This is a genomic window from Gordonia sp. AC31 (genome assembly GCF_031844505.1).
Taxonomy (GTDB): domain Bacteria; phylum Actinomycetota; class Actinomycetes; order Mycobacteriales; family Mycobacteriaceae; genus Gordonia; species Gordonia hongkongensis.
This window is the reverse complement of sequence record NZ_JAUZVK010000042.1, coordinates 1-18,553: the sequence shown is the minus strand read 5'-3', so window position 1 is coordinate 18,553 and position 18,553 is coordinate 1. Positions and strand designations below refer to the sequence as shown.

Annotated in this window: 20 protein-coding genes; 8 read left to right on the top strand and 12 right to left on the bottom strand. The window is 68.4% G+C overall.

Translation table 11 applies throughout. The annotated features are described in order from the left end of the window. The 3 genes from Q9R39_RS23755 to Q9R39_RS23745 form a co-directional block, all read right to left on the bottom strand. Nucleotides 1-116 (bottom strand): FAD-dependent oxidoreductase (locus tag Q9R39_RS23755; protein ID WP_311278376.1); only part of this gene is annotated, 116 nt, incomplete at its 3' end. Nucleotides 117-132: 16 nt separating this feature from the next. Then, the gene (locus Q9R39_RS23750) at nt 133-1,356 is read right to left on the bottom strand and encodes an MFS transporter (RefSeq protein WP_005195350.1); all 1,224 of its coding nucleotides are present in this window, start codon (nt 1,354-1,356) and stop codon (nt 133-135) included. Nucleotides 1,357-1,360: 4 nt separating this feature from the next. Further along, the gene (locus tag Q9R39_RS23745; protein WP_074852727.1) at nt 1,361-2,701 is read right to left on the bottom strand and encodes an NAD(P)-binding domain-containing protein; all 1,341 of its coding nucleotides are present in this window, start codon (nt 2,699-2,701) and stop codon (nt 1,361-1,363) included. A 95-nt stretch (nt 2,702-2,796) separates the two neighbouring features. On the opposite strand from Q9R39_RS23745, the gene Q9R39_RS23740 reads away from it, so the two are divergent. The 5 genes from Q9R39_RS23740 to lspA all read left to right on the top strand — a co-directional run bounded on the left by Q9R39_RS23740 (nt 2,797) and on the right by lspA (nt 7,209). Next, nucleotides 2,797-3,702: a GNAT family N-acetyltransferase gene (locus tag Q9R39_RS23740; RefSeq protein ID WP_005195334.1), complete on the top strand. Its 906-nt coding sequence runs from the start codon at nt 2,797-2,799 to the stop codon at nt 3,700-3,702. A gap of 5 nt (nt 3,703-3,707) precedes the next feature. Then, entirely contained in the window at nt 3,708-4,025 is a 318-nt protein-coding gene (locus Q9R39_RS23735; RefSeq protein WP_005195331.1) for a hypothetical protein, read from the top strand. A 351-nt stretch (nt 4,026-4,376) separates the two neighbouring features. Then, the gene (locus tag Q9R39_RS23730) at nt 4,377-4,754 is read left to right on the top strand and encodes a helix-turn-helix transcriptional regulator (RefSeq protein WP_005195330.1); all 378 of its coding nucleotides are present in this window, start codon (nt 4,377-4,379) and stop codon (nt 4,752-4,754) included. Then, on the top strand, nt 4,751-6,709 hold the full coding sequence (locus tag Q9R39_RS23725; protein WP_005195329.1) for a cation-translocating P-type ATPase: 1,959 nt from the start codon (nt 4,751-4,753) through the stop codon (nt 6,707-6,709). The genes Q9R39_RS23730 and Q9R39_RS23725 overlap by 4 nt, the downstream gene beginning before the upstream one ends. Then, nucleotides 6,706-7,209: a signal peptidase II gene (lspA, locus tag Q9R39_RS23720; RefSeq protein ID WP_005195328.1), complete on the top strand. Its 504-nt coding sequence runs from the start codon at nt 6,706-6,708 to the stop codon at nt 7,207-7,209. The genes Q9R39_RS23725 and lspA overlap by 4 nt, the downstream gene beginning before the upstream one ends. Before the next feature lie 97 nt (nt 7,210-7,306). Here the strand turns inward: lspA and Q9R39_RS23715 are convergent, their stop codons facing one another. Genes Q9R39_RS23715 through Q9R39_RS23690 form a run of 6 tightly spaced genes read right to left on the bottom strand, consistent with a single transcriptional unit; the run spans nt 7,307 to nt 12,029 of the window. Continuing rightward, on the bottom strand, nt 7,307-8,368 hold the full coding sequence (locus Q9R39_RS23715; protein ID WP_311278375.1) for an ArsO family NAD(P)H-dependent flavin-containing monooxygenase: 1,062 nt from the start codon (nt 8,366-8,368) through the stop codon (nt 7,307-7,309). Between the two features lie 2 nt (nt 8,369-8,370). Beyond that, complete coding sequence (trxB, locus tag Q9R39_RS23710) at nt 8,371-9,354, bottom strand: thioredoxin-disulfide reductase (RefSeq protein WP_311278374.1); 984 nt, start codon at nt 9,352-9,354, stop codon at nt 8,371-8,373. Between the two features lie 52 nt (nt 9,355-9,406). Then, nucleotides 9,407-9,838, bottom strand: a complete 432-nt coding sequence (locus tag Q9R39_RS23705; RefSeq protein WP_005195323.1) for an arsenate reductase ArsC — start codon at nt 9,836-9,838, stop codon at nt 9,407-9,409. 27 nt (nt 9,839-9,865) lie between these two features. After that, a complete protein-coding gene (locus tag Q9R39_RS23700) occupies nt 9,866-10,522 on the bottom strand; it encodes an arsenate reductase ArsC (RefSeq protein WP_311278372.1) in 657 nt (218 codons plus the stop codon). A 23-nt stretch (nt 10,523-10,545) separates the two neighbouring features. Continuing rightward, entirely contained in the window at nt 10,546-11,631 is a 1,086-nt protein-coding gene (arsB, locus tag Q9R39_RS23695) for an ACR3 family arsenite efflux transporter (protein ID WP_005195320.1), read from the bottom strand. After that, on the bottom strand, nt 11,628-12,029 hold the full coding sequence (locus tag Q9R39_RS23690) for a helix-turn-helix transcriptional regulator (RefSeq protein WP_005195318.1): 402 nt from the start codon (nt 12,027-12,029) through the stop codon (nt 11,628-11,630). The genes arsB and Q9R39_RS23690 overlap by 4 nt, the downstream gene beginning before the upstream one ends. 78 nt (nt 12,030-12,107) lie before the next feature. On the opposite strand from Q9R39_RS23690, the gene Q9R39_RS23685 reads away from it, so the two are divergent. From Q9R39_RS23685 to arsA, 3 genes are read left to right on the top strand one after another with little or no spacing between them, the layout of a single operon-like run. Beyond that, nucleotides 12,108-12,527, top strand: a complete 420-nt coding sequence (locus Q9R39_RS23685; RefSeq protein ID WP_005195317.1) for a low molecular weight phosphatase family protein — start codon at nt 12,108-12,110, stop codon at nt 12,525-12,527. Between the two features lie 19 nt (nt 12,528-12,546). Then, on the top strand, nt 12,547-12,957 hold the full coding sequence (arsD, locus tag Q9R39_RS23680) for an arsenite efflux transporter metallochaperone ArsD (protein WP_074848795.1): 411 nt from the start codon (nt 12,547-12,549) through the stop codon (nt 12,955-12,957). A gap of 11 nt (nt 12,958-12,968) precedes the next feature. After that, nucleotides 12,969-14,753, top strand: coding sequence for an arsenical pump-driving ATPase (gene arsA / locus Q9R39_RS23675; RefSeq protein ID WP_074848794.1), 1,785 nt, complete (start codon nt 12,969-12,971; stop codon nt 14,751-14,753). Here the strand turns inward: arsA and Q9R39_RS23670 are convergent. From Q9R39_RS23670 to Q9R39_RS23660, 3 genes are all read right to left on the bottom strand, one after another. After that, the gene (locus Q9R39_RS23670; protein WP_139363087.1) at nt 14,750-17,080 is read right to left on the bottom strand and encodes a site-specific integrase; all 2,331 of its coding nucleotides are present in this window, start codon (nt 17,078-17,080) and stop codon (nt 14,750-14,752) included. The genes arsA and Q9R39_RS23670 overlap by 4 nt on opposite strands. Nucleotides 17,081-17,085: 5 nt before the next feature. After that, on the bottom strand, nt 17,086-18,321 hold the full coding sequence (locus Q9R39_RS23665) for a site-specific integrase (RefSeq protein ID WP_005195314.1): 1,236 nt from the start codon (nt 18,319-18,321) through the stop codon (nt 17,086-17,088). Beyond that, on the bottom strand, nt 18,311-18,553 hold a 243-nt coding region (locus tag Q9R39_RS23660; RefSeq protein ID WP_311278377.1), incomplete at its 5' end, for a hypothetical protein. The genes Q9R39_RS23665 and Q9R39_RS23660, both read right to left, overlap by 11 nt.

Sequence of the window (18,553 nt, the reverse complement as noted above, 5' to 3'; positions counted from 1 at the left end):
GCGGTGTCGTCGGAGGCTTCGAGGATCGCGGCGGTCAGGCCACGCTGGCGGAGGGAGTGGGCAGTGGCCAGGCCGGACTGGCCGGCGCCCACGATGAGGACGTCGTAGTGGGACATGTGGGGGTCCTTCGAATCAGGGAGTGGCGTCGACGGTGCGGCGGGGGACGCTGGCGGCCGCGACGAGGGCTGCGAGGAGTGCGATGGCACCGAGGACGAGGTAGGCGTGGGCGTAGCTGCCGGTCCAATTCGACAGGGCGGTGCCGGCCCACGGGGCGAGTGCCATCACGATGACGATGGGGGCGGACATCAGGCCGTTGAGGCGGCCGTAGTGGACGGCGCCCCACCGGTCGGTGATGGCGGTGGCTTGGACGAGGGTGAACAGTCCACGGATCAGTCCGGCGCCGATCGCGACGGTGATCAGGGTCACGACCGTGGTCACGACACCCAGTAGTGCGGTGCTGACGGCGGTCGCGACGAGAACACCGATGGCACGGCTGCGAGCCGAGGTACGGGCCGCGAGGGGCAGGTAGCCGATGCGGCCGAGGAGCTGTCCCGCCCCACTCAGGCCGAGGGTCAAAGCCGCCAGAGACGGGGAGAAGCCTTGTTCGATGAGCAGCGGCACGAGGTTGAACACGCCAGCGAAGGCGGCGAACGCGCCGAGGCTCAAGGCGGCGACGAGGGCGAGGAACGCGGGGCTGCGGGAGGCGTCGCGGTGATCGGCCGCGTCTCCGTGCGCCGGTGCCGGTGGGTGCGGCCAGCGCCCGCGCAGCCCCCACAGGTGGGCGGGGATGGTGATGACGGCGAGGATCGCCGCGAGGATGAGATAGGTGGCGCGCCAGTCGGTTCGCTCGACCAGCGTCGCGGCGAGCGGGGCGAAGACGGTGCTCGCCAGGCCCGCGGCGAGGGTGAGGATCATCAGCGCCTTGACGTAGCTGTCGCCGTACCAGCGGGTCAGCGCCGCGAACGCGGGCGGGTAGAGAACGCCGCCCATCGCGATGCCGGCGAGGATCCAGCCGGCGTAGAACGTCGGCAGGTTGTGTGCGGTCGCGATGAGGAGCAGTGCGGGCACGGCGAGTACGGAGCCGGCGGTCATGATGGCGCGCGGGCCGATGCGGTCGATGATGCGGCCGACGGGGATGCCGGTGAATGCGGCGGCGAGCTGGCCGATCGAGAACGCGGCCATGATCGTCTGTAGGGACCAGCCGGTGTCGTCCGCGATGGACACCGACAGCACGGGGAAGGCGTAGTAGAGGATGCCCCAGCTGGTGATCTCCGTCAGGCACAGGATCGCCAAGACCCGCCGCAGACCAGCCGCGGGAAGGGTGTCGGTCTGCGGCGGGGCCTTGGTGTCCGTCATCGGGCTATCGTGACCCGCCGGGTGCGGTCAGGGTCACCAACTCTGGCTGCGGCGCGCCGCAGCAGCCGCCTTCCGAGGCGTCGGCGTCGGGCTCGTCGAATACCCCTGCGCCGCCGCAGACCCCGGTTTCGGGGAGGATCAGCTCGACGCGGGCGGCGGCCTCGTGGTCACCGGCGATCGCGGCGGCGATGCTGCGGACCTGCTCGTACCCGGTCATGGCCAGGAACGTCGGTGCGCGGCCGTAGCTCTTCATTCCGGCCAGGTAGAAGCCGGGTTCGGGGTGGCTGAGTTCCTCGGCGCCGTGCGGGTAGACGGTGCCGCAGGAGTGCACGTTCGGGTCGATCAGCGGGGCCAGCTCGATCGGGGCCTGCAGGACCGGATCGAGGCCGAGGCGGATCTCCGACAGCCAGGACAGCTCGGGCCGGAAACCGGTGAGCACCACGACACGGTCGACACCGTCGACCCGCTGACCGTTGTCGGAGGTCAGGGCAACCCGGTCCTGATCGGCGGGTTCGACTGCGGCGGTGCGGAACCCGGTGACGACGTTCAGCAGGCCGTCGTCGACGGCCTTCTTCGCCTTCAGGCCCAGGGCGCCGCGGGCGGGCAGCTGGTCGGATTCGCCGCCACCGAATGTGGAGGCGACGTCGCCGCGGCGCAGGATCCAGGTGATCCGGGTGCCGGGTGCTTCCTTCTCGAGCGCGGCGAGGGCAACGATGGCGTTCAGTGCCGAGTGGCCGCCGCCGGCGATCGCGGTGTGCTTGCCCGCGTACTGCGCGCGCACTTCCCGGTCGTCGAGGTCCGGGACGCGGTAGGAGATGACGTCGGCCGCGGCCTTCTCGCCGAGCGCGGGTAGTCCTTCGCCGCCGAGCGGGTTCGGGGTGCCCCAGGTGCCGGAGGCGTCGATGACCGCCTGCGCAAGCACACGTTCCTCGGTGCCGTCGGCGCGGCGGATGTGCACGGACAGCGGTTCGGTGTCGCGGCCGGAGTCGACGACGAGGTCGCGGCCGCGGCGGGCGACGCCGATGACCTCGGTGCCGAACTGCACGGCGTCACCGAGTGCGGCGGCGAGCGGGACGAGGTAGTCGCGGACCCACTCCTGCCCGGTCAGATACGCCTCATCGTCGGGGGCATTCCAGCCGGTCTGGTCGAGCAGGCGGCGGGCGGCGGGGTCGATGACCTCGGCCCAGCGGGAGAACAGTCGCACGTGGTTCCACTCGGCCACGGCAGCTCCTGCGCGGGGGCCCCGCTCGAAGACCAGCGGGGTGAGCTGGCGTTCGCGCAGTTCGGCGGCGGCGGCCAGACCGATGGGTCCGGCACCGATCACGACGACGGGCAAGTCGTTCATCATTCGACCTTTCATCGATGTTCTTCGATCAATGCCCACAGTATCGATGGCCATCGATGAATGCAACCATCGATGCCGATCGATATACTGAGTTCATGGTTACGTCCACTGAGTCCGCCGAGTGCCGTGTCCCGCCGAGTGCAGGTGCCGGGCATCCGTCGGCCGGTTTGGCGGCCGAGGACGCGGCCACCTACGCCGGTTGGTTCGCCTGCCTGGCCGAACCGACCCGTGTCCGGCTTCTCCACGAGGTCGCCAGCACCCCGGCCGGCGTCAGCATCGGGGAGCTGGCCACACGGCTGGGCATCGGCCAGCCGACCATCTCGCACCACGTCCGCAAGCTCGCCGACGTCGGCTTCGTGACCGTCCACAAGGACGGCACCAGCTCCGTCGTGGTGGTCAACCCGGCGTGCTGCACCGGCCTGCCGAGCGCGGCCGACGCAGTCATGGGCCTGCTCACCCAGCGCCCGTGCTGCCCGGACGATCTCCCCGGCGACGTGACCGTTCGACCGATGACCGACGAGGACTGGCCCGCCGTGCGCCGCATCTACAGCGACGCCATCGCCACCGGTCTCACCACCTTCGCCACCGAGGTGCCGCCTCGGAAGACGCTGGACACCCAGTGGCTCCCGGATCACCGGTGGGTCGCCGAGATCGACGGCACCGTCGTCGGCTGGGCCGCCCTAACCCCCGCGTCGCCCCACGAGCACTTCCGCGGGGTCGCAGAAAGCGCGGTCTGTGTCGCCGAAGGCTGGCGCGGCCGCGGCGTCGGCAAGGCCCTGCTCCGAACGCAGGTGATCGCCGCCGACCAGGCCGGCCTGTGGACGCTACAGACCTCGGTCTTCCCGGAGAACCGGGCCGCGATCGCGCTGCACCACTCCGCCGGGTTCCGCACCGTCGGGGTCCGCGAACGCATCGCCCAACTCGGCGGCGAGTGGCGCGACACCGTCCTGCTCGAACGACGATCCGAGACCGAGGCCGCCACCAGCTGCGCGGCGTTCTGACCGTCGTGGACATCGAGCTGCTCTACTTCGACGGCTGCCCCAACTGGCAGATCGCCCGGGACCAGATCGCCGAGGCCCTCGCCGCGACCGGGAACGCCGGAACGCCGATCGTGCTCCGGGCGATCGACACCCAGGACGAGGCAGAACGCGAAGCGTTTCCGGGATCGCCCACCATCCGCATCGACCGGGTCGACGCGTTCGGGCCGACCACCGGGGTGGGACTGACCTGCAGGGTCTACCACACCGCCAACGGCCCCGCCGGAGCACCGACAGTTCCCGACCTCGTCGAGGCGCTCCGCCAGGCGGAGCTGCGGCGACACTGACGTCAGACACTCAGTCCGCGTATGCGGACCGTGCGTTCGAGCATCGTCGAAATGTCGAATTGGCGGAAACCGACCCGATCAGTGACCTCGCGAGTGAGGGCAAAGATGCCCGCTCGTTCCGCCCACAGCGCAGCACTGCACCGAAGGCGACACGAGCGGGTTCACGGCCGAAGCAACATGCGACCTAGCAGCAGCCCGTCATCGGCGTGCACGCGCACATCTCACATGTTCCGTTCGCCATCATTACCTGACAGGTCCACCAGGCCTGCAGATTCGTCAGCCAGTTCTCCATGTCCTCACCTGATCTCCAACCCCCATCTAACATCGTAGTTCATCGGTTATCATCGCCGTATGACGATTGATCGTGCGGATGGTTGCCTGACAGCCGGGAGTACCGGCTCGACCCTCGATGCGGCGGTGGCGTTGTTCCACAGCCTGTCGGACGGGACCCGGTTGGCGATCGTGCGCCGCCTCGCTGCGGGTGAGGCTCGGGTGGCGGATCTGGTCGGCGAGTTGGGGTTGGCGCAGTCGACGGTGTCGGCGCATGTGGCGTGTCTGCGGGACTGCGGGCTGGTGACCGGCCGCCCGCAGGGGCGGCAGGTGTTCTATGCGCTGGCCCGGCCGGAGTTGATGGATCTTCTCGCCTCGGCGGAGACGCTGCTGGCGGCGACCGGGAACGCGGTCGCGTTGTGCCCGAACTACGGCACCGATGCCGAGGAGAAGTCATGAGCGACGCGTGCGGCTGCGGCCACGACGAACCCCGCCCCGAAGGCGAGGAAGAACACGAGCCCGAAAAGCTCTGGCACATCACCGAGATCCGCGCCGCCGCCGCGGCCGGCGTGCTGCTGGTCGCGGCGCTGATCGTTCGCGTGACCGGCGGAGCCGATGCGCTCGCTGTGGGGTTCGAGGCGGCCGCGCTGATCGTGGCGGGTTACACGTTCGTCCCGTCCACGCTCAAGAGGCTGGCCAAGGGCAAGATCGGCGTCGGCACGCTGATGACGATTGCCGCCGTCGGAGCGGTGCTGCTCGGCGAGGTCGGCGAGGCCGCCATGCTCGCGTTCCTGTTCGCGATCAGCGAGGGGCTCGAGGAGTACGCGGTCACCCGCACCCGCCGCGGCCTGCGGGCCCTGTTGTCCCTGGTCCCGGACACCGCCACGGTGCTCCGCGGCGGCCGCGAGGAGACCGTCCCGCCGGCCGAGCTCGCTCTCGGCGAGATCATGATCGTCAAGCCCGGGGAGCGGATCGCGACCGACGGCGTCATCCGCACCGGACGCACCGCCCTGGACACCTCCGCGATCACCGGCGAATCGGTGCCCGTCGAGGCCGGTCCCGGCGACGAGGTGTTCGCCGGGTCGATCAACGGCACCGGAGTCCTCGAGGTCGAGGTCACCGCTGGCGCGCAAGACAACTCGCTGGCCAAGATCGTGCGGATCGTCGAGGCCGAGCAGTCCCGCAAGGGCGAAGCGCAACGCCTGGCCGACAAGATAGCCAAGCCGCTTGTCCCGGCCGTGATGGTCGCGGCCGCGGTCATCGCCGCAGTCGGCAGCCTCGCCGGTGATCCGCGGGTGTGGATCGAACGCGCCCTCGTCGTGCTCGTCGCCGCCTCACCGTGCGCGCTGGCGATTGCCATCCCCGTGACGGTCGTCGCCGCGATCGGCGCCGCGTCCAAGCTCGGCGTCCTGGTCAAGGGCGGTGCCGCCCTCGAAGCACTCGGCCGCATCCGCACCGTCGCGCTGGACAAGACCGGCACTCTCACCCGCAACCAGCCCGTCGTGATCGACGTCGCCGCCGCTAACGGCGCCACCCGCGGCGACGTCCTCGCGGTGGCCGCGGCGTTGGAGGCCCGCAGCGAACACCCGCTGGCCCGAGCGATTCTCGCCGCCGTCGGCCACTACGTGCCCGCCGACGATGTCGATGCCGTGACCGGCGCGGGCCTGACCGGCCGCATCGACGGCGCACCGGTTCGGCTCGGTCGACCCGGCTGGATCGACCCCGGCCCCCTCACCGCCGACATCGAACGGATGCAGCGTGCCGGCGCCACCGCGGTCCTGATCGAGCGCGCCGGAACCGTGATTGGGGCGGTCGCCGTCCGCGATGAACTCCGCCCCGAGGCACACGAGGTGATCGCCGGCCTGCGCCGCGACGGCTACCAGGTCGCGATGCTCACCGGCGACAACGACCGCACCGCCCGCGCCCTGGCCGCCGACGTCGGCATCGACGAAGTGCACGCCGACCTGCGCCCCGAGGACAAGGCCCGCATCGTCGGAACCCTCCGCGCTGCGCGACCGACCGCGATGGTCGGCGACGGAGTAAATGACGCCCCCGCCCTCGCCACCGCAGACCTCGGTATCGCGATGGGCGCAATAGGAACCGACGTGGCGATCGAGACTGCCGACGTCGCTCTGATGGGCGAGGACCTGCGCCACCTACCTCAGGCGCTGCACCACGCGCGCCGGTCTCGGACGATCATGCTGCAGAACGTCGGCCTGTCCCTGGCGATCATCACCGTCTTGATGCCGCTGGCCCTGTTCGGTGTCCTCGGCCTGGCCGCGGTCGTCCTCGTCCACGAAGTCGCCGAGATCGTCGTCATCGCCAACGGCGTCCGCGCCGGACGCGCCCGAACCCTCACCGCAGCGACACCCTCGGCGATCACGCGCGAACCGATCGCCGGGACTCGGTCATGACCTACGCCGAGCCCACCACCTCGACCTCAGCCAGGTGGCGCCGCGGCCGCCGCACCCTCGTCGCGGTCGCCGTCGCCTTAGCTGCGATCGCGCTGGTCGTCGATCCGATTGCACGCGACACTCTTTCCTGGGGTCGGACCGTCGATCTCGGCCTGCTGCAACTGCGCCTGACCTACAACACCGGGGTCGCTTTCAGTCTCGGCGACCAACTCCCCACCGCCGTCGTTCTTGCCGCCACCGCGGCCATCACCGCCACGATCAGTGTGTTCGCGTGGCGTACCGCACCGGACAGTCACCCGATCCAGACCGTCGGGCTCGCCGCGATCGTCGCCGGCGCCGCCGCCAACGTCATCGACCGTCTTCTCGACGGCAAGGTCACCGACTACTTCCACACCGGATGGTTCGCCACCTTCAATATCGCCGACACCTACATCACCTGCGGCGTCGTCCTCGTCATCGGCGCATTGCTCCTCGAATCCAACGAGGACCACTCACCATGACCCGCATACCCGAGCACCTTGCGCAACGCCCACACCGCGGAAGCGTCCGGGTGAACGTGGGCGCGCTCGTCGCCGGTCCCTTATCGGACGAGTGTGGTCAGTCGTCGAGGTCGAGTTGGGCGACTGCAGCTTTGGCAGTGCGTCCGACGCCGAGGATGGTCGCCGAGCCGGGGCCGGTCCAGTCCCCGTAGCCGAGCAGGTGCAGGCGGGGCTCCTTGAGCGCCTTCGTGCCCGAGACGGCGATCGTGCCGTCGTGCTCGCGCAACCGCAGCGGACGCAGGTGGGCCAGCGCGGGCCGAAAGCCGGTGGCCCACACAATGACATCGGCGTGCTGAACCGTGTTTCCCCAGGCGACGCCGTCTCGGGTGAGACGGTCGAACATCGGTAGCGCCTGCAGGACACCACGATCGCGGGCCTCACGCACCTCGGGCACCATGACGATGTCGCCGAGGGTAGCCGGTCCGCCGGGATCGGGTTTCCCGGCGGCGATCGCCGCGGCGCGCTCGGATGCGACCTGGAACAGCACCCGCCCGTCGACGTCGTCGGCGAGGAAGCGGGGTGGCCGGGTCGTCACCCACGTGGTGGTGGCCACGGTGGAGATTTCGGCGACGAGCTGGGCGGCGGAGTTGCCGCCACCGACGATCACCACCCGGGCGCCAGCGAAGTCCGACGGTTGCCGGTAGTCGACCGTGTGGAGTTGGCGGCCGGTGAACTCCCGCGCACCCGGGTACAGCGGCCAGAACGGTTGCTGCCAGGTGCCGGTCGCGCTGATCACCCGCCGGGCCCGCCAGATCCGTTGGTTCGTGGTGACGGCGAGGTGCTGCCCGTCGCGGTCCACACCGGTGACCCGGACGGGCCGCTTGATCGGCAGGTCGTAGCGCTCCTCGTAGGCGGTGAAGTAGTCGACCACGTGCGAGGCGGGCGGGAAACCGTCCGGCCACGGCGGCATCGGCCATCCCGGCAGGGCCGCGAACTCCGCCGGGGAGAACAGCCGCAGCGACGGCCACGTGTGTGGCCATGCCCCGCCGGGTACCGGTTGGTCGTCGAGGATCACGAACCGGTGCCCGGCTCGCCGCAGGTAGTAGCCCGCGGCGAGCCCGGCCTGTCCGCCACCGATCACGACCACATCCATGTCGGTCACCGATCGCTGCTGCATCATGCTCAGACGGTGACGGGCTCGCCGGCGGCGGCGAGGGTGTTCTCGGTGATCTCCCCCTGGTCGGCCAGCCAGCGCTCGGCGTCGATCGCGGCGGCACAGCCGGTGCCGGCCGCGGTGATGGCCTGACGGTAGGTGTGGTCGACCAGGTCGCCGGCCGCGAAGACACCCTCGGTGGAGGTGGCGATCGTCGGCGACTGCACCTGGACGTAGCCGGCGGCGTCGACGTCGACCTGGCCCTTGACGAGCTCGCTGCGCGGGTCGTGGCCGATGGCGACGAACATGCCGGTGACGTCGAGCGTGGACCGCTCGCCGGTGACCGTGTCGCGGACCACCAGGCCGGTGACGCTGTTCTCACCCAGCACCTCGACCGGCTCGGCGTTGGTGACGAAGCGGATCTTCTCGTTCGCCTTGGCGCGCTCGAGCATGATCCGGGACGCGCGGAACTCCTCGCGGCGGTGCACGAGGGTGACGCTGCGGGCGAACTTGGTCAGGAAGGTGGCCTCCTCCATCGCGGAGTCGCCGCCGCCGACCACGACGATGTCCTGGTCGCGGAAGAAGAAGCCGTCGCAGGTGGCGCAGGCGCTGACGCCGCGGCCGAGGAGCTTCTCCTCCCCCGGGATACCGAGGTAGCGGGCAGCGGCACCCATCGCAAGAATGACGGCGCGGGCGTAGTACGTCTCACCGTTCGCGACGACCTTCTTGACCGGGCCGTCCAGCTCGATCTCCTCGACGTCCTCGGTGCGGATGTCCGCGCCGAAACGCTTGGCCTGCTCGCGCATCTCGTCCATGAGATCCGGGCCCATGATGCCCTCGCGGAAGCCGGGGAAGTTCTCCACCTCGGTGGTGGTCATCAGCGAGCCGCCGAACTGGGTGCCCTCGAAGAGCAGGGGCTCGAGCTCCGCGCGGGCGGCGTAGACGCCGGCCGTGTATCCGGCGGGTCCGGAGCCGACGATGATCAGGTCGTGGATGGTCGCGTCAGTACTCAATGAGGAGCCTTCCGTGCGGCCCCCGCAGGGGCGAAGAGGTGGACGTTGTCGGTCAGGAACGGGCGGGCTCGGCGGTCAGTTCTGCGATCAGCGCCTCGACCTTCGCCTTGATCTCGTCACGAATCGGGCGGACCGCGTCGACACCCTGACCGGCCGGATCCTCGAGAACCCAGTCGCGGTAGGACTTTCCGGGGAAGACCGGGCACGTGTCGCCGCAGCCCATCGTGATCACCACGTCGGAGGCCTGTACCGCGTCCACGGTGAGGATCTTCGGGGACTGCGTCGAGATGTCGATGCCGACCTCGGCCATCGCCAGGGTCGCGGCGGGGTTGACCTGGTCGGCCGGGGCGCTGCCCGCGGAGCGGACCTCGATCCGGTCACCGGCCAGCGCGGTGAGGAATCCGGCGGCCATCTGGGAGCGGCCGGCGTTGTGCACGCAGACGAACAGGACCGACGGAGTGGCGTTCGGGGAATCGGTGGTCATCGAGAACCTTTCGGGAAGATGGAGGGGTCAGGCCTGGGTGGTGGTGGTGAGTTCGGTGAGCAGGCCGCGGACACGAATATCGATCTCGTCGCGGATCGCGCGCACCATGTGCGGCGATTGCCCTTCCGGGTCGGGTACCGACCAGTCGAGATACCGTGTGCCCGGATGGACCGGGCAGGCGTCGCCGCAGCCCAGGGTGACCACCACGTCGGCGACGGCGACGACCTCGTCGGTCAGCGGCTTGGGATACGCGGCGGCCAGGTCGATTCCGGTTTCGGCCATCACCGCGAGGACGGCGGGATCGATCCCGCCGGTCGGGGCCGAGCCCGCCGAATGGACGTGGACACGGCCGCCGCTGTGGTGGTCGAGCAGCGCCGCCGCCATCTGCGAGCGGCCGGTGTTGTGGGCGCAGACGAACAGCACCTCGGGCGCCGTCTTCACCACGGAACCGTCGGTGTGGGCGCGGGCGGTGAGGCGTTCGGCGGCCAGCCTGGGCGCGAGCGCCGTCAGATGGGTGTGCACCGTGGCGGTCTCGCGGAGCGCGGCGTACGACTCGAACACCGTCCGCTCCACCGTTTCCGGGGAGAAGACCCCGACGTATCTGCCGAGATGCTCGGCGGCCCGCCGCAGGACCGCCTCGGGGACGAGTAGTTCGGACTGATGGCGGTCGACATGCTGGGACATGTTCGTCTCCTGGCCTTCTCGGGTCACGAAGCGATGGGTGCGGGAGAGTCCGTGCGGTTGAAGCGTTTGCGTAGCGCGAGGGAGACGTAGACCAGGCCGACGAGGACGGGGACCTCGATCAGCGGTCCGACGACCCCGGCGAGGGCCTGGCCGGAGGTGACGCCGTAGGTGGCGATGGCGACCGCGATGGCGAGCTCGAAGTTGTTGCCCGCGGCGGTGAACGCGAGGGTGGTGGTGCGCTCGTAGCCCAGTCCCATTGCGGCGCCGAGTGCGTAGCCGCCGCCCCACATGATCGCGAAGTACGCGAGCAGCGGGATCGCGATCCGGACGACATCGAGTGGCTGCGAGGTGATCTGGTCGCCCTGTAGCGCGAAGAGGATCACGATGGTGAACAGCAGGCCGTAGAGCGCCCAGGGGCCGATCTTCGGCAGGAACCGCTCCTCGTACCACTCGCGGCCCTTGGCCTTCTCCCCGAAGTGGCGGGTGAGGAACCCGGCGAGCAGCGGGATGCCGAGGAAGATCAGTACGGACTTGGCGATCTGCCACGGTGAGGTGTCGATGGTGGTCTGTTCGAGGCCCAGCCAGCCGGGCAGCACCGAAAGGTAGAACCAGCCGAGGACGGCGAACATGATTACCTGGAAGACGGAGTTGATCGCGACCAGGACGGCGGCCGCTTCGCGGTCGCCGCAGGCGAGGTCGTTCCAGATGATGACCATCGCGATGCAGCGCGCGAGGCCGACGATGATCAGACCGGTCCGGTATTCGGGCAGGTCGGGCAGGAAGATCCAGGCGAGCGCGAACATCAGCGCCGGGCCGAGGACCCAGTTCAGCAGCAGGGAGCCGAGGAGGAGTTTGCGGTCGCCGGTGACGGTGTCGAGGCGGTCGTAGCGCACCTTCGCGAGGACCGGGTACATCATGATCAGCAGACCGAGCGCGATCGGCAGGGAGATGCCGTCGAGTTCGACGGCCCCGAGTGCGTCACCGAGGCCGGGGATCATCCGGCCCAGGAGCAGGCCGGCGACCATCGCCACACCGATCCACACCGGCAGGAACCGGTCCAGGGTCGAGAGCTTGCCGACAACAGCGGGATGGGTGGTCGTCTCGGTCACCGAGCCACCTCCACGACCGCAGCTGCGGGCACGCAGGCCGAGCCTTCGACGACACCGACCTCGGACGCCAGCACCGCCGACAACTGCGCGAGCGCGGACGGGATCACCCGGTAGTAGACCCAGGTGCCGCGGCGCTCACAGTCGAGCAGACCGGCCTCGCGCAACACCTTGAGGTGATGCGAGATCGTCGGCTGCGACAGCTCGAACGCCGGGGAGATGTCGCACACACAGCTCTCGCCGTTCTCGTGGCTGGCGATCAGACTCAGCATCCGCAGACGCACCGGATCCCCGAGCGCCTTGAACATCCGGGCCAGGTCAGAGGCCCAATCTGAGGTCAACGGCTCCCGCGTGATGGGCGAGCAGCAGGCCTCGACCCCACTCGACGATTGATTCGACATACGTCTATATTGACTCTTATCGATTCAACTCGTCAACCGAACGGCCGGTGAACACGGCCACCCCGGAAGGATCCGAGCGTGAACAAACCTTCGGTGCTGTTCGTCTGCGTGAAGAACGGCGGCAAGTCCCAGATGGCGGCCGGGCTGATGCGCAAGGCCGCCGGCGACGCGGTCGAGGTGCACTCGGCCGGCACCAAGCCTGGCGCCGCGGTCAACGCCCTGTCCGCGCAGTCGCTTCTCGAGGTCGGCGTGGACATCACCGCCGAGACCCCGAAGGCGATCGACCCGCAGCTGCTGCGGGCAGTCGACGTGGTGGTCACCCTCGGCCGCGAGGCCCACGTCGATCCCGTCCCGGGGACCCGGTTCGAGAACTGGGACACCGACGAGCCGTCCGAACGCGGCATCGACGGCATCGACCGCATGCGCCTGGTCCGCGACGACATCGCCGCCCGCGTCGACCGGCTCGCCGCCCAGCTCACGGCCCCCACCCACCCCTGAGAACTGAGAGGCCCCCCTGATGACCCGTATCGAGGTTTTCGAGCCCGCACTGTGCTGCAACACCGGAGTGTGCGGCGACGACGTCGACCAGGCCCTGGTCACCTTCACCGCCGACATGGACTGGATCAACACCCAGGGCGGCGACATCGCCCGCTTCAACCTCGCCAATGAGCCCCTCGCCTTCGCCGAGCGGGAACCGGTCAAGGCGTTCCTGCAGCTCTCCGGCTCAGAGGGCCTGCCCCTCGTCCTCGTCGACGGCGTCACCGCCGTCACCGGCCGCTACCCCGACCGGGCCCAGCTCGCCAAGTGGGCCGGCATCGCCCCCGAACCGGTGGCCGCGCCCGCCGCGATCCAGATGCTCGGCCTCACCGACACCACCGACGCCGGATCCTGCTGCGGCGACGGCCCGGACAACACCAGCTGCTGCTGAAAGGTCGACCCATGAAGTTCCTCGACGGTGCACCGCGGTTCCTGTTCTTCACCGGCAAGGGTGGGGTCGGGAAGACCTCGATCGCCTGCGCCTCCGCCGTCGCCCTCACCCGCGAGGGCAAGAAGGTCCTGCTCGTGAGCACCGACCCCGCCTCCAACGTGGGGCAGGTCTTCGGGCTGAGCATCGGCAACACAATCACCGACGTCCCTGCCGTCCCGGGACTCTCGGCGCTCGAGATCGACCCCGAACAGGCCGCCGACGCGTACCGCGAACGCATCATCGGCCCCGTCCGTGGGCTGCTCCCCGAGAAGGAACTCGCGTCGATCACCGAACAGCTCTCCGGGTCGTGCACCACCGAGATCGCCTCGTTCAACGAGTTCACCGCGCTGCTGACCGACGAGACCACGATCGCCGGGTTTGACCACGTCCTGTTCGACACCGCCCCCACCGGCCACACAATCCGGTTGCTGCAGCTGCCCGGGTCGTGGACCGAATTCCTCGACGACGGCAAGGGCGACGCCTCCTGCCTGGGCCCGCTGTCCGGGCTCGAGAAGCAACGCACCATCTACGCCGGCGCCGTCGCCGCCCTGGCCGACCCGCAGCGTACCCGCCTGGTCCTGGTCGCCCGGCCGCAGCGGTCCCCGCTGGCCGAGATCGCCCGCACCCACACCGAACTCGCCGACATCGGACTGACCGAGCAGCACGTCGTCATCAACGGTGTCCTCCCCGCCCCCGACCGCAGCGACGCCTTGGCCTCCGCGATCTACGACCGCGAACAGGCCGCCCTCGCCGCCCTACCGGGCGACCTGCGGAAGCTGCCCCTCGACCAGGTCGAGCTCAAGGCCACCAGCATGGTCGGCATCGACGCCCTGGGCACCCTGTTCATCACCGAGTCGAACACCGCACCGGCACAGGCCGATTCCGAGACCGCTGCCGCCGTGCCGGAAGCGCCGCTGTCCGCGCTCGTCGACGAACTCGCCGCCGACGACCACGGCCTGATCATGTGCATGGGCAAGGGCGGGGTCGGGAAGACCACCATCGCCGCCGCCGTGGCCGTCGCGCTCGCCGAGCGCGGCCACCAGGTGCACCTGACCACCACCGACCCGGCCGCGCACCTCACCGACACCCTCGCCGGCAACCTCGAGAACCTGACCGTCTCGCGGATCGATCCGGCTGAGGCTACCGCCGCGTACCGGGACCGGGTCCTGACCAGCAAGGGCGCCGCCCTCGACGAGCAGGGCCGCGCCAACCTCGCCGAGGACCTCAAGTCCCCGTGCACCGAGGAAGTCGCTGTCTTCCAGGCCTTCTCCCGCATCATCCACGAATCCCGCCGGCACTTCGTCGTCGTCGACACCGCCCCCACCGGCCACACCTTGCTCCTGCTCGATGCAACCGGCTCCTACCACCGCGAGATCGCCCGGCAGATGGGCGAGAACACGAACTTCACCACCCCACTGATGCGGCTGCAGAATCCCGACGAGACCAAGATCCTCATCGTCACCCTCGCCGAAACCACACCCCGCCTCGAAGCCGAAACACTGCACGCCGACCTCGAACGCGCCGGGATCCACCCGTGGGCCTGGGTGGTCAACAACTCGATCGCTGCAGCTCACCCGACATCACCGCTGCTCCGACGGCGTGCCGGGACAGAAGTCGTCGAGATCAGCTCCATCACCAGCACACACAACCGGAGTGCGATCGTGCCGATGCTGGCCACTGAACCTGTAGGGATCAACGCACTGAATGCACTGACCCGCCCGTCCGAGACGACCCAGTCGAACCTCCCGCCGACCTAGAATCTCCCGCACCACTGGAACTTGGTCTGGTCATCCAATTCCCGACGTTCTTTTGAACTTCGGCGTGCCGCTGGTTCACTGAACGACCGTCTCGCCCTGAGCGGATCAGCGAGCCGACGGGATACCCAAGTCGGCCAGGCCTGTTCGGCCGTACGGGCCCGATCGGTCGAGGACCGTGAGCTTGCGGATCGCCGCGTCTCGGCTGGTCTCGAGCCCTTAAATTTCGCCGAGCCACCCGTTTGTTCGCGCTTCAGCGATCCGTAGGGGCGACCGCAGGTGCCGAGTTCAAGCTGTCGGGTCGCGAAGTGCTGCTCGAACTCAGCCCACTCTGTATCGGTGGGTTCCCGGTACTCGACGGCGGGGCGCATCGCTCGACGGTGGTCGAGGTAACGGCGGTAGGACCCGATCAGCTCATCCTGGAAAACCGCGACGTACCCCTGCGTGGTGGTGATGTTGGCGTGTCCGAGGAGCTTGGCGGCGATGTGGACCGGGAGTCCGCCCGTAACCGCGTCCGTGGCGAACAATCGCCGGAAGTCGTGCGGTGTGAAGTGCAACGGCTCGCCGGCCGCGTCACGAAGGCCGATGCGCTCGATCGCCTCTTCGAGAAGGCGTCGCAGGGTTCCGTACCCGATCACTGAACGTCGGTGCCCGTTGCGGCACTGGAAGAGGTGCGGAAGCGCTGGACCTGTCGTCCGCTCATGCTTGTCGTATCTGGCGACCAGCGGGATCACTCCATCGTTCTCACCGCGTAGTCGAGTGATAATCGAGGCGAGGACGCTGGCGAGTTCGGGGCTGACGAGCAGCAGGCGCTCCTCGTTGCTCTTCGAGGGAAGAATCTGCAGAAGTGGCACCGTCTCGCCCGTATCCGGCGGCCTGTAGGTGACGAGTGCGAGGTGAGTGAGTTCGCCGAGCTCTTCCACTCGTATTCCGGTGTGGCGCAGTGTCTCGATAACAGCCCAGGTCCAGAAGGCGTCGTCTTCCTCCTTGACGACGTCGATGCGCCGGCCCGCTGGATCGATGACGTGAACGAACGTCGTGTTGCCGTTGACGCGTCGCTTGTCGCTGGGGTCGACCCTGCGGTATTTCGTTGCGCGGTACTCGAACTCTTCGCCGGGTTGGGCCCTCCGCGCATGGTCGAGAAGCGCCGCCCGGTCTTCGCGATGGTCGTTTGCGCTGTCCACGAGACGGTCGAGATGTGGAAGCCGAGTGCGGACGCGTTGGTGCATCCGGGCTTGTCGGGTGCGCTTGGCCTTCTCGATTCCCTTTGTGTCCATACGGTGCACGGGAGACGGAGCCGCCCACGGAGCCCAATAGGGATCCGCGAGGGCCCACTCCTGGATGTCGAGGTAGAACGCGCGCACAACCATCAGCACGTCCAGGTAATTCAGCCGCGGTCTGGTGGACCCATCTCGATTCGTGACGGTACGCAAGCGCAGCTTCCAATCTCGCGCGGCATTGTCGCTGAGGTGCAGGGAGTCGACACCCGGATGGTGGGCTTCGATATCAGCCCAGAAGGAGCCGAGTAGGCGGGCTGTTGAGTCGAAGGAGGTGTAGTCCAGCGCTGGCTTCCTCTCGTTGAGATAGCGAACGAGGAGATCCCGGATAGCCGAGTTCTGGATGGCGAATCGGTCGATGATCTGTTCGGCGCTGCGCTGGCCGACTCTCAGACACGTCAGCAGGTCGTTGTCGGGAATGGGGGCAATCCCGCGGACGAGATCCCAGGCCGCGTGGACGCCGTTCGGGTTGGACCCGTTGGAGTGCCGGTTGTCTGCAAGATAGTCGGTGAAGTCATGTAGCTGCAGTTGGTTGAGGTCTCGGCCGGTTGCCAGGACCATCTTGCTCAACACCAACCGCGCTTCGCGGAACTGGTACGCCGTCAGTTTGGCGCGCGGTGCGTTGGCGGCGATGCGTTCCCAGAGATCGGGGCGGAGCCTCTCTCGAACCGTCTCGTACAGGCTTCGTGCCCTGTATGCGCGCAGGAACGCGTAGTCGACGATCACCACTCGATGGATGAGGAGCGCCGGCACTGTGTCGATCACGTTCCTGCGGGCGACTCCGCGCGCCGAGAGATGCTCGGTCATGGTGGTGATCCAGCTCGGGTAGTCGTTCCCCGATGCGGCTGACCACCGCTCTTGCCAGCCGGTTCCGGGGAATGTGGAGAGCCACTCGAGGATGCCGCGCAGCGCGATCGCGGCCCGCTCGCCGCGTACCGGGTGATTCCGCCAGCGAAGGTCTGCCTCCACGGCGGCAAGCACCTCATCGATCGAGTGGCCGTCGTGGTGTCCGTGAACGCGCTCGGGGCGGACGGTCACTGAGGGAGTTGCCACTGTCGTCAGCACAGATCCTCACCGCCAAACAGAACAGACATGTCATGGTCCCGGTATCCCAGCGACTTCCCCGCGAGGGGGTGTGGTGGTGAAGGCCTGCTCAGGTGCTCGAGTACACGCGACGCCACCTGGACATCTGATTCGTGCAGGTACACCTGGACGGTCGTGGCGATTTGTCGGTGGCCGAGGATTGTCTGAACGTCACGGAGCGAGAGCTTCGAGTCGTCGGCCATACGTCGTGCGGCAGTGTGCCGCAGATCGTGCATGCTCCAGTTGGTTCCGAGCGCGACGTTGGTGCGACGGAAGACGCCTCGGAGCGTTTCGTAGTTCATCGGTTGGCGGGACGCACCAGCCCGACGATTGCGGACGCGAAGGGTCCACCACAGTGGGGCGTTCGGTTGCACATCATCGATCTCGGACAGATACAGGCGGAGCCACAGCAGCGCCTCCGCGCTCACAGGTAGCCATTGTTCGTCCCGTGAACCTTTACGAGTCACCCGCACCAACTGCTCGCCCCAGTCGACGTCGGCCATCCGCATCCCGAGGATCTCCCCAGCTCGGGCACCATTGCTGACCGCCATCGACAGCAGTGCCCTGTCGCGATTGGAGGTGAGCGCACCGAAGAGCCGAACCCATTCCGGATCGGGAAGGACCCTCGGACGACGTTTCGGTATGGGCGGGTTGTAGCGAAGCCGGCCGTCGGTTCGGAATGATTCGAGGGGGTTGTGGTGCGCATGGGCGCGCCGGCTCGCGTTGCGCAACTGGACTGGGTTTACCAGGGGCCCAGTCCCTTCGATGATGGCCCATTCGTAGAAGGTGCGCAGCACCGCATTGCTGTGGCGGATGGTCCGCGGCTTGTAGCGGTCGTCGAGGTACTGCTTGCGTGTGACGGCGTTGATCGTGCCCGCGGTCGAGACGGACACGGTCCGCCGACCACTTTCCGGCTTGATGGCATCAGACAACCAGAGAACGAACTCGCGCAGGTCTTCTTGTGTGGCACGGTTCCACGGCCGGTCGATCACACGCAACCAGCGCCACCATCGCAGCAGGTCATACGCATAGCTCCGAACCGTCCCGGCGCGGTGACCACGAGTGACCAACTCCTTCAGAAACTCGCCGACCGGCTCGATCTCACGATCGTCCGGTCCAACCAGAGACCAGAACGGAACCCCATCTACTGGGTTCACACGACCCCAGGCCGGAAGCCTCGTCGGCACACCCTTCGCGTCTTCACGGTTCACGGACACTCCCTTCAACAGTGCCCTCGACAATGACCACGCTGACCGCCCCCGCCTCGATCGTCCTCGGCGTGTCCGAACTTAGTCCGGTCAACATCCCGTGGGTCGTGCCTGGTTGTCCGGCGGTGCCGAAGAACAACGCATACAACGACCACAACAGCGCCGCGGTGGTGCCGACCGAGATGAGGGTGTCCATGGTGGCCGCACCGTGGCGCAGGTTGAGCAACGCGGCGCC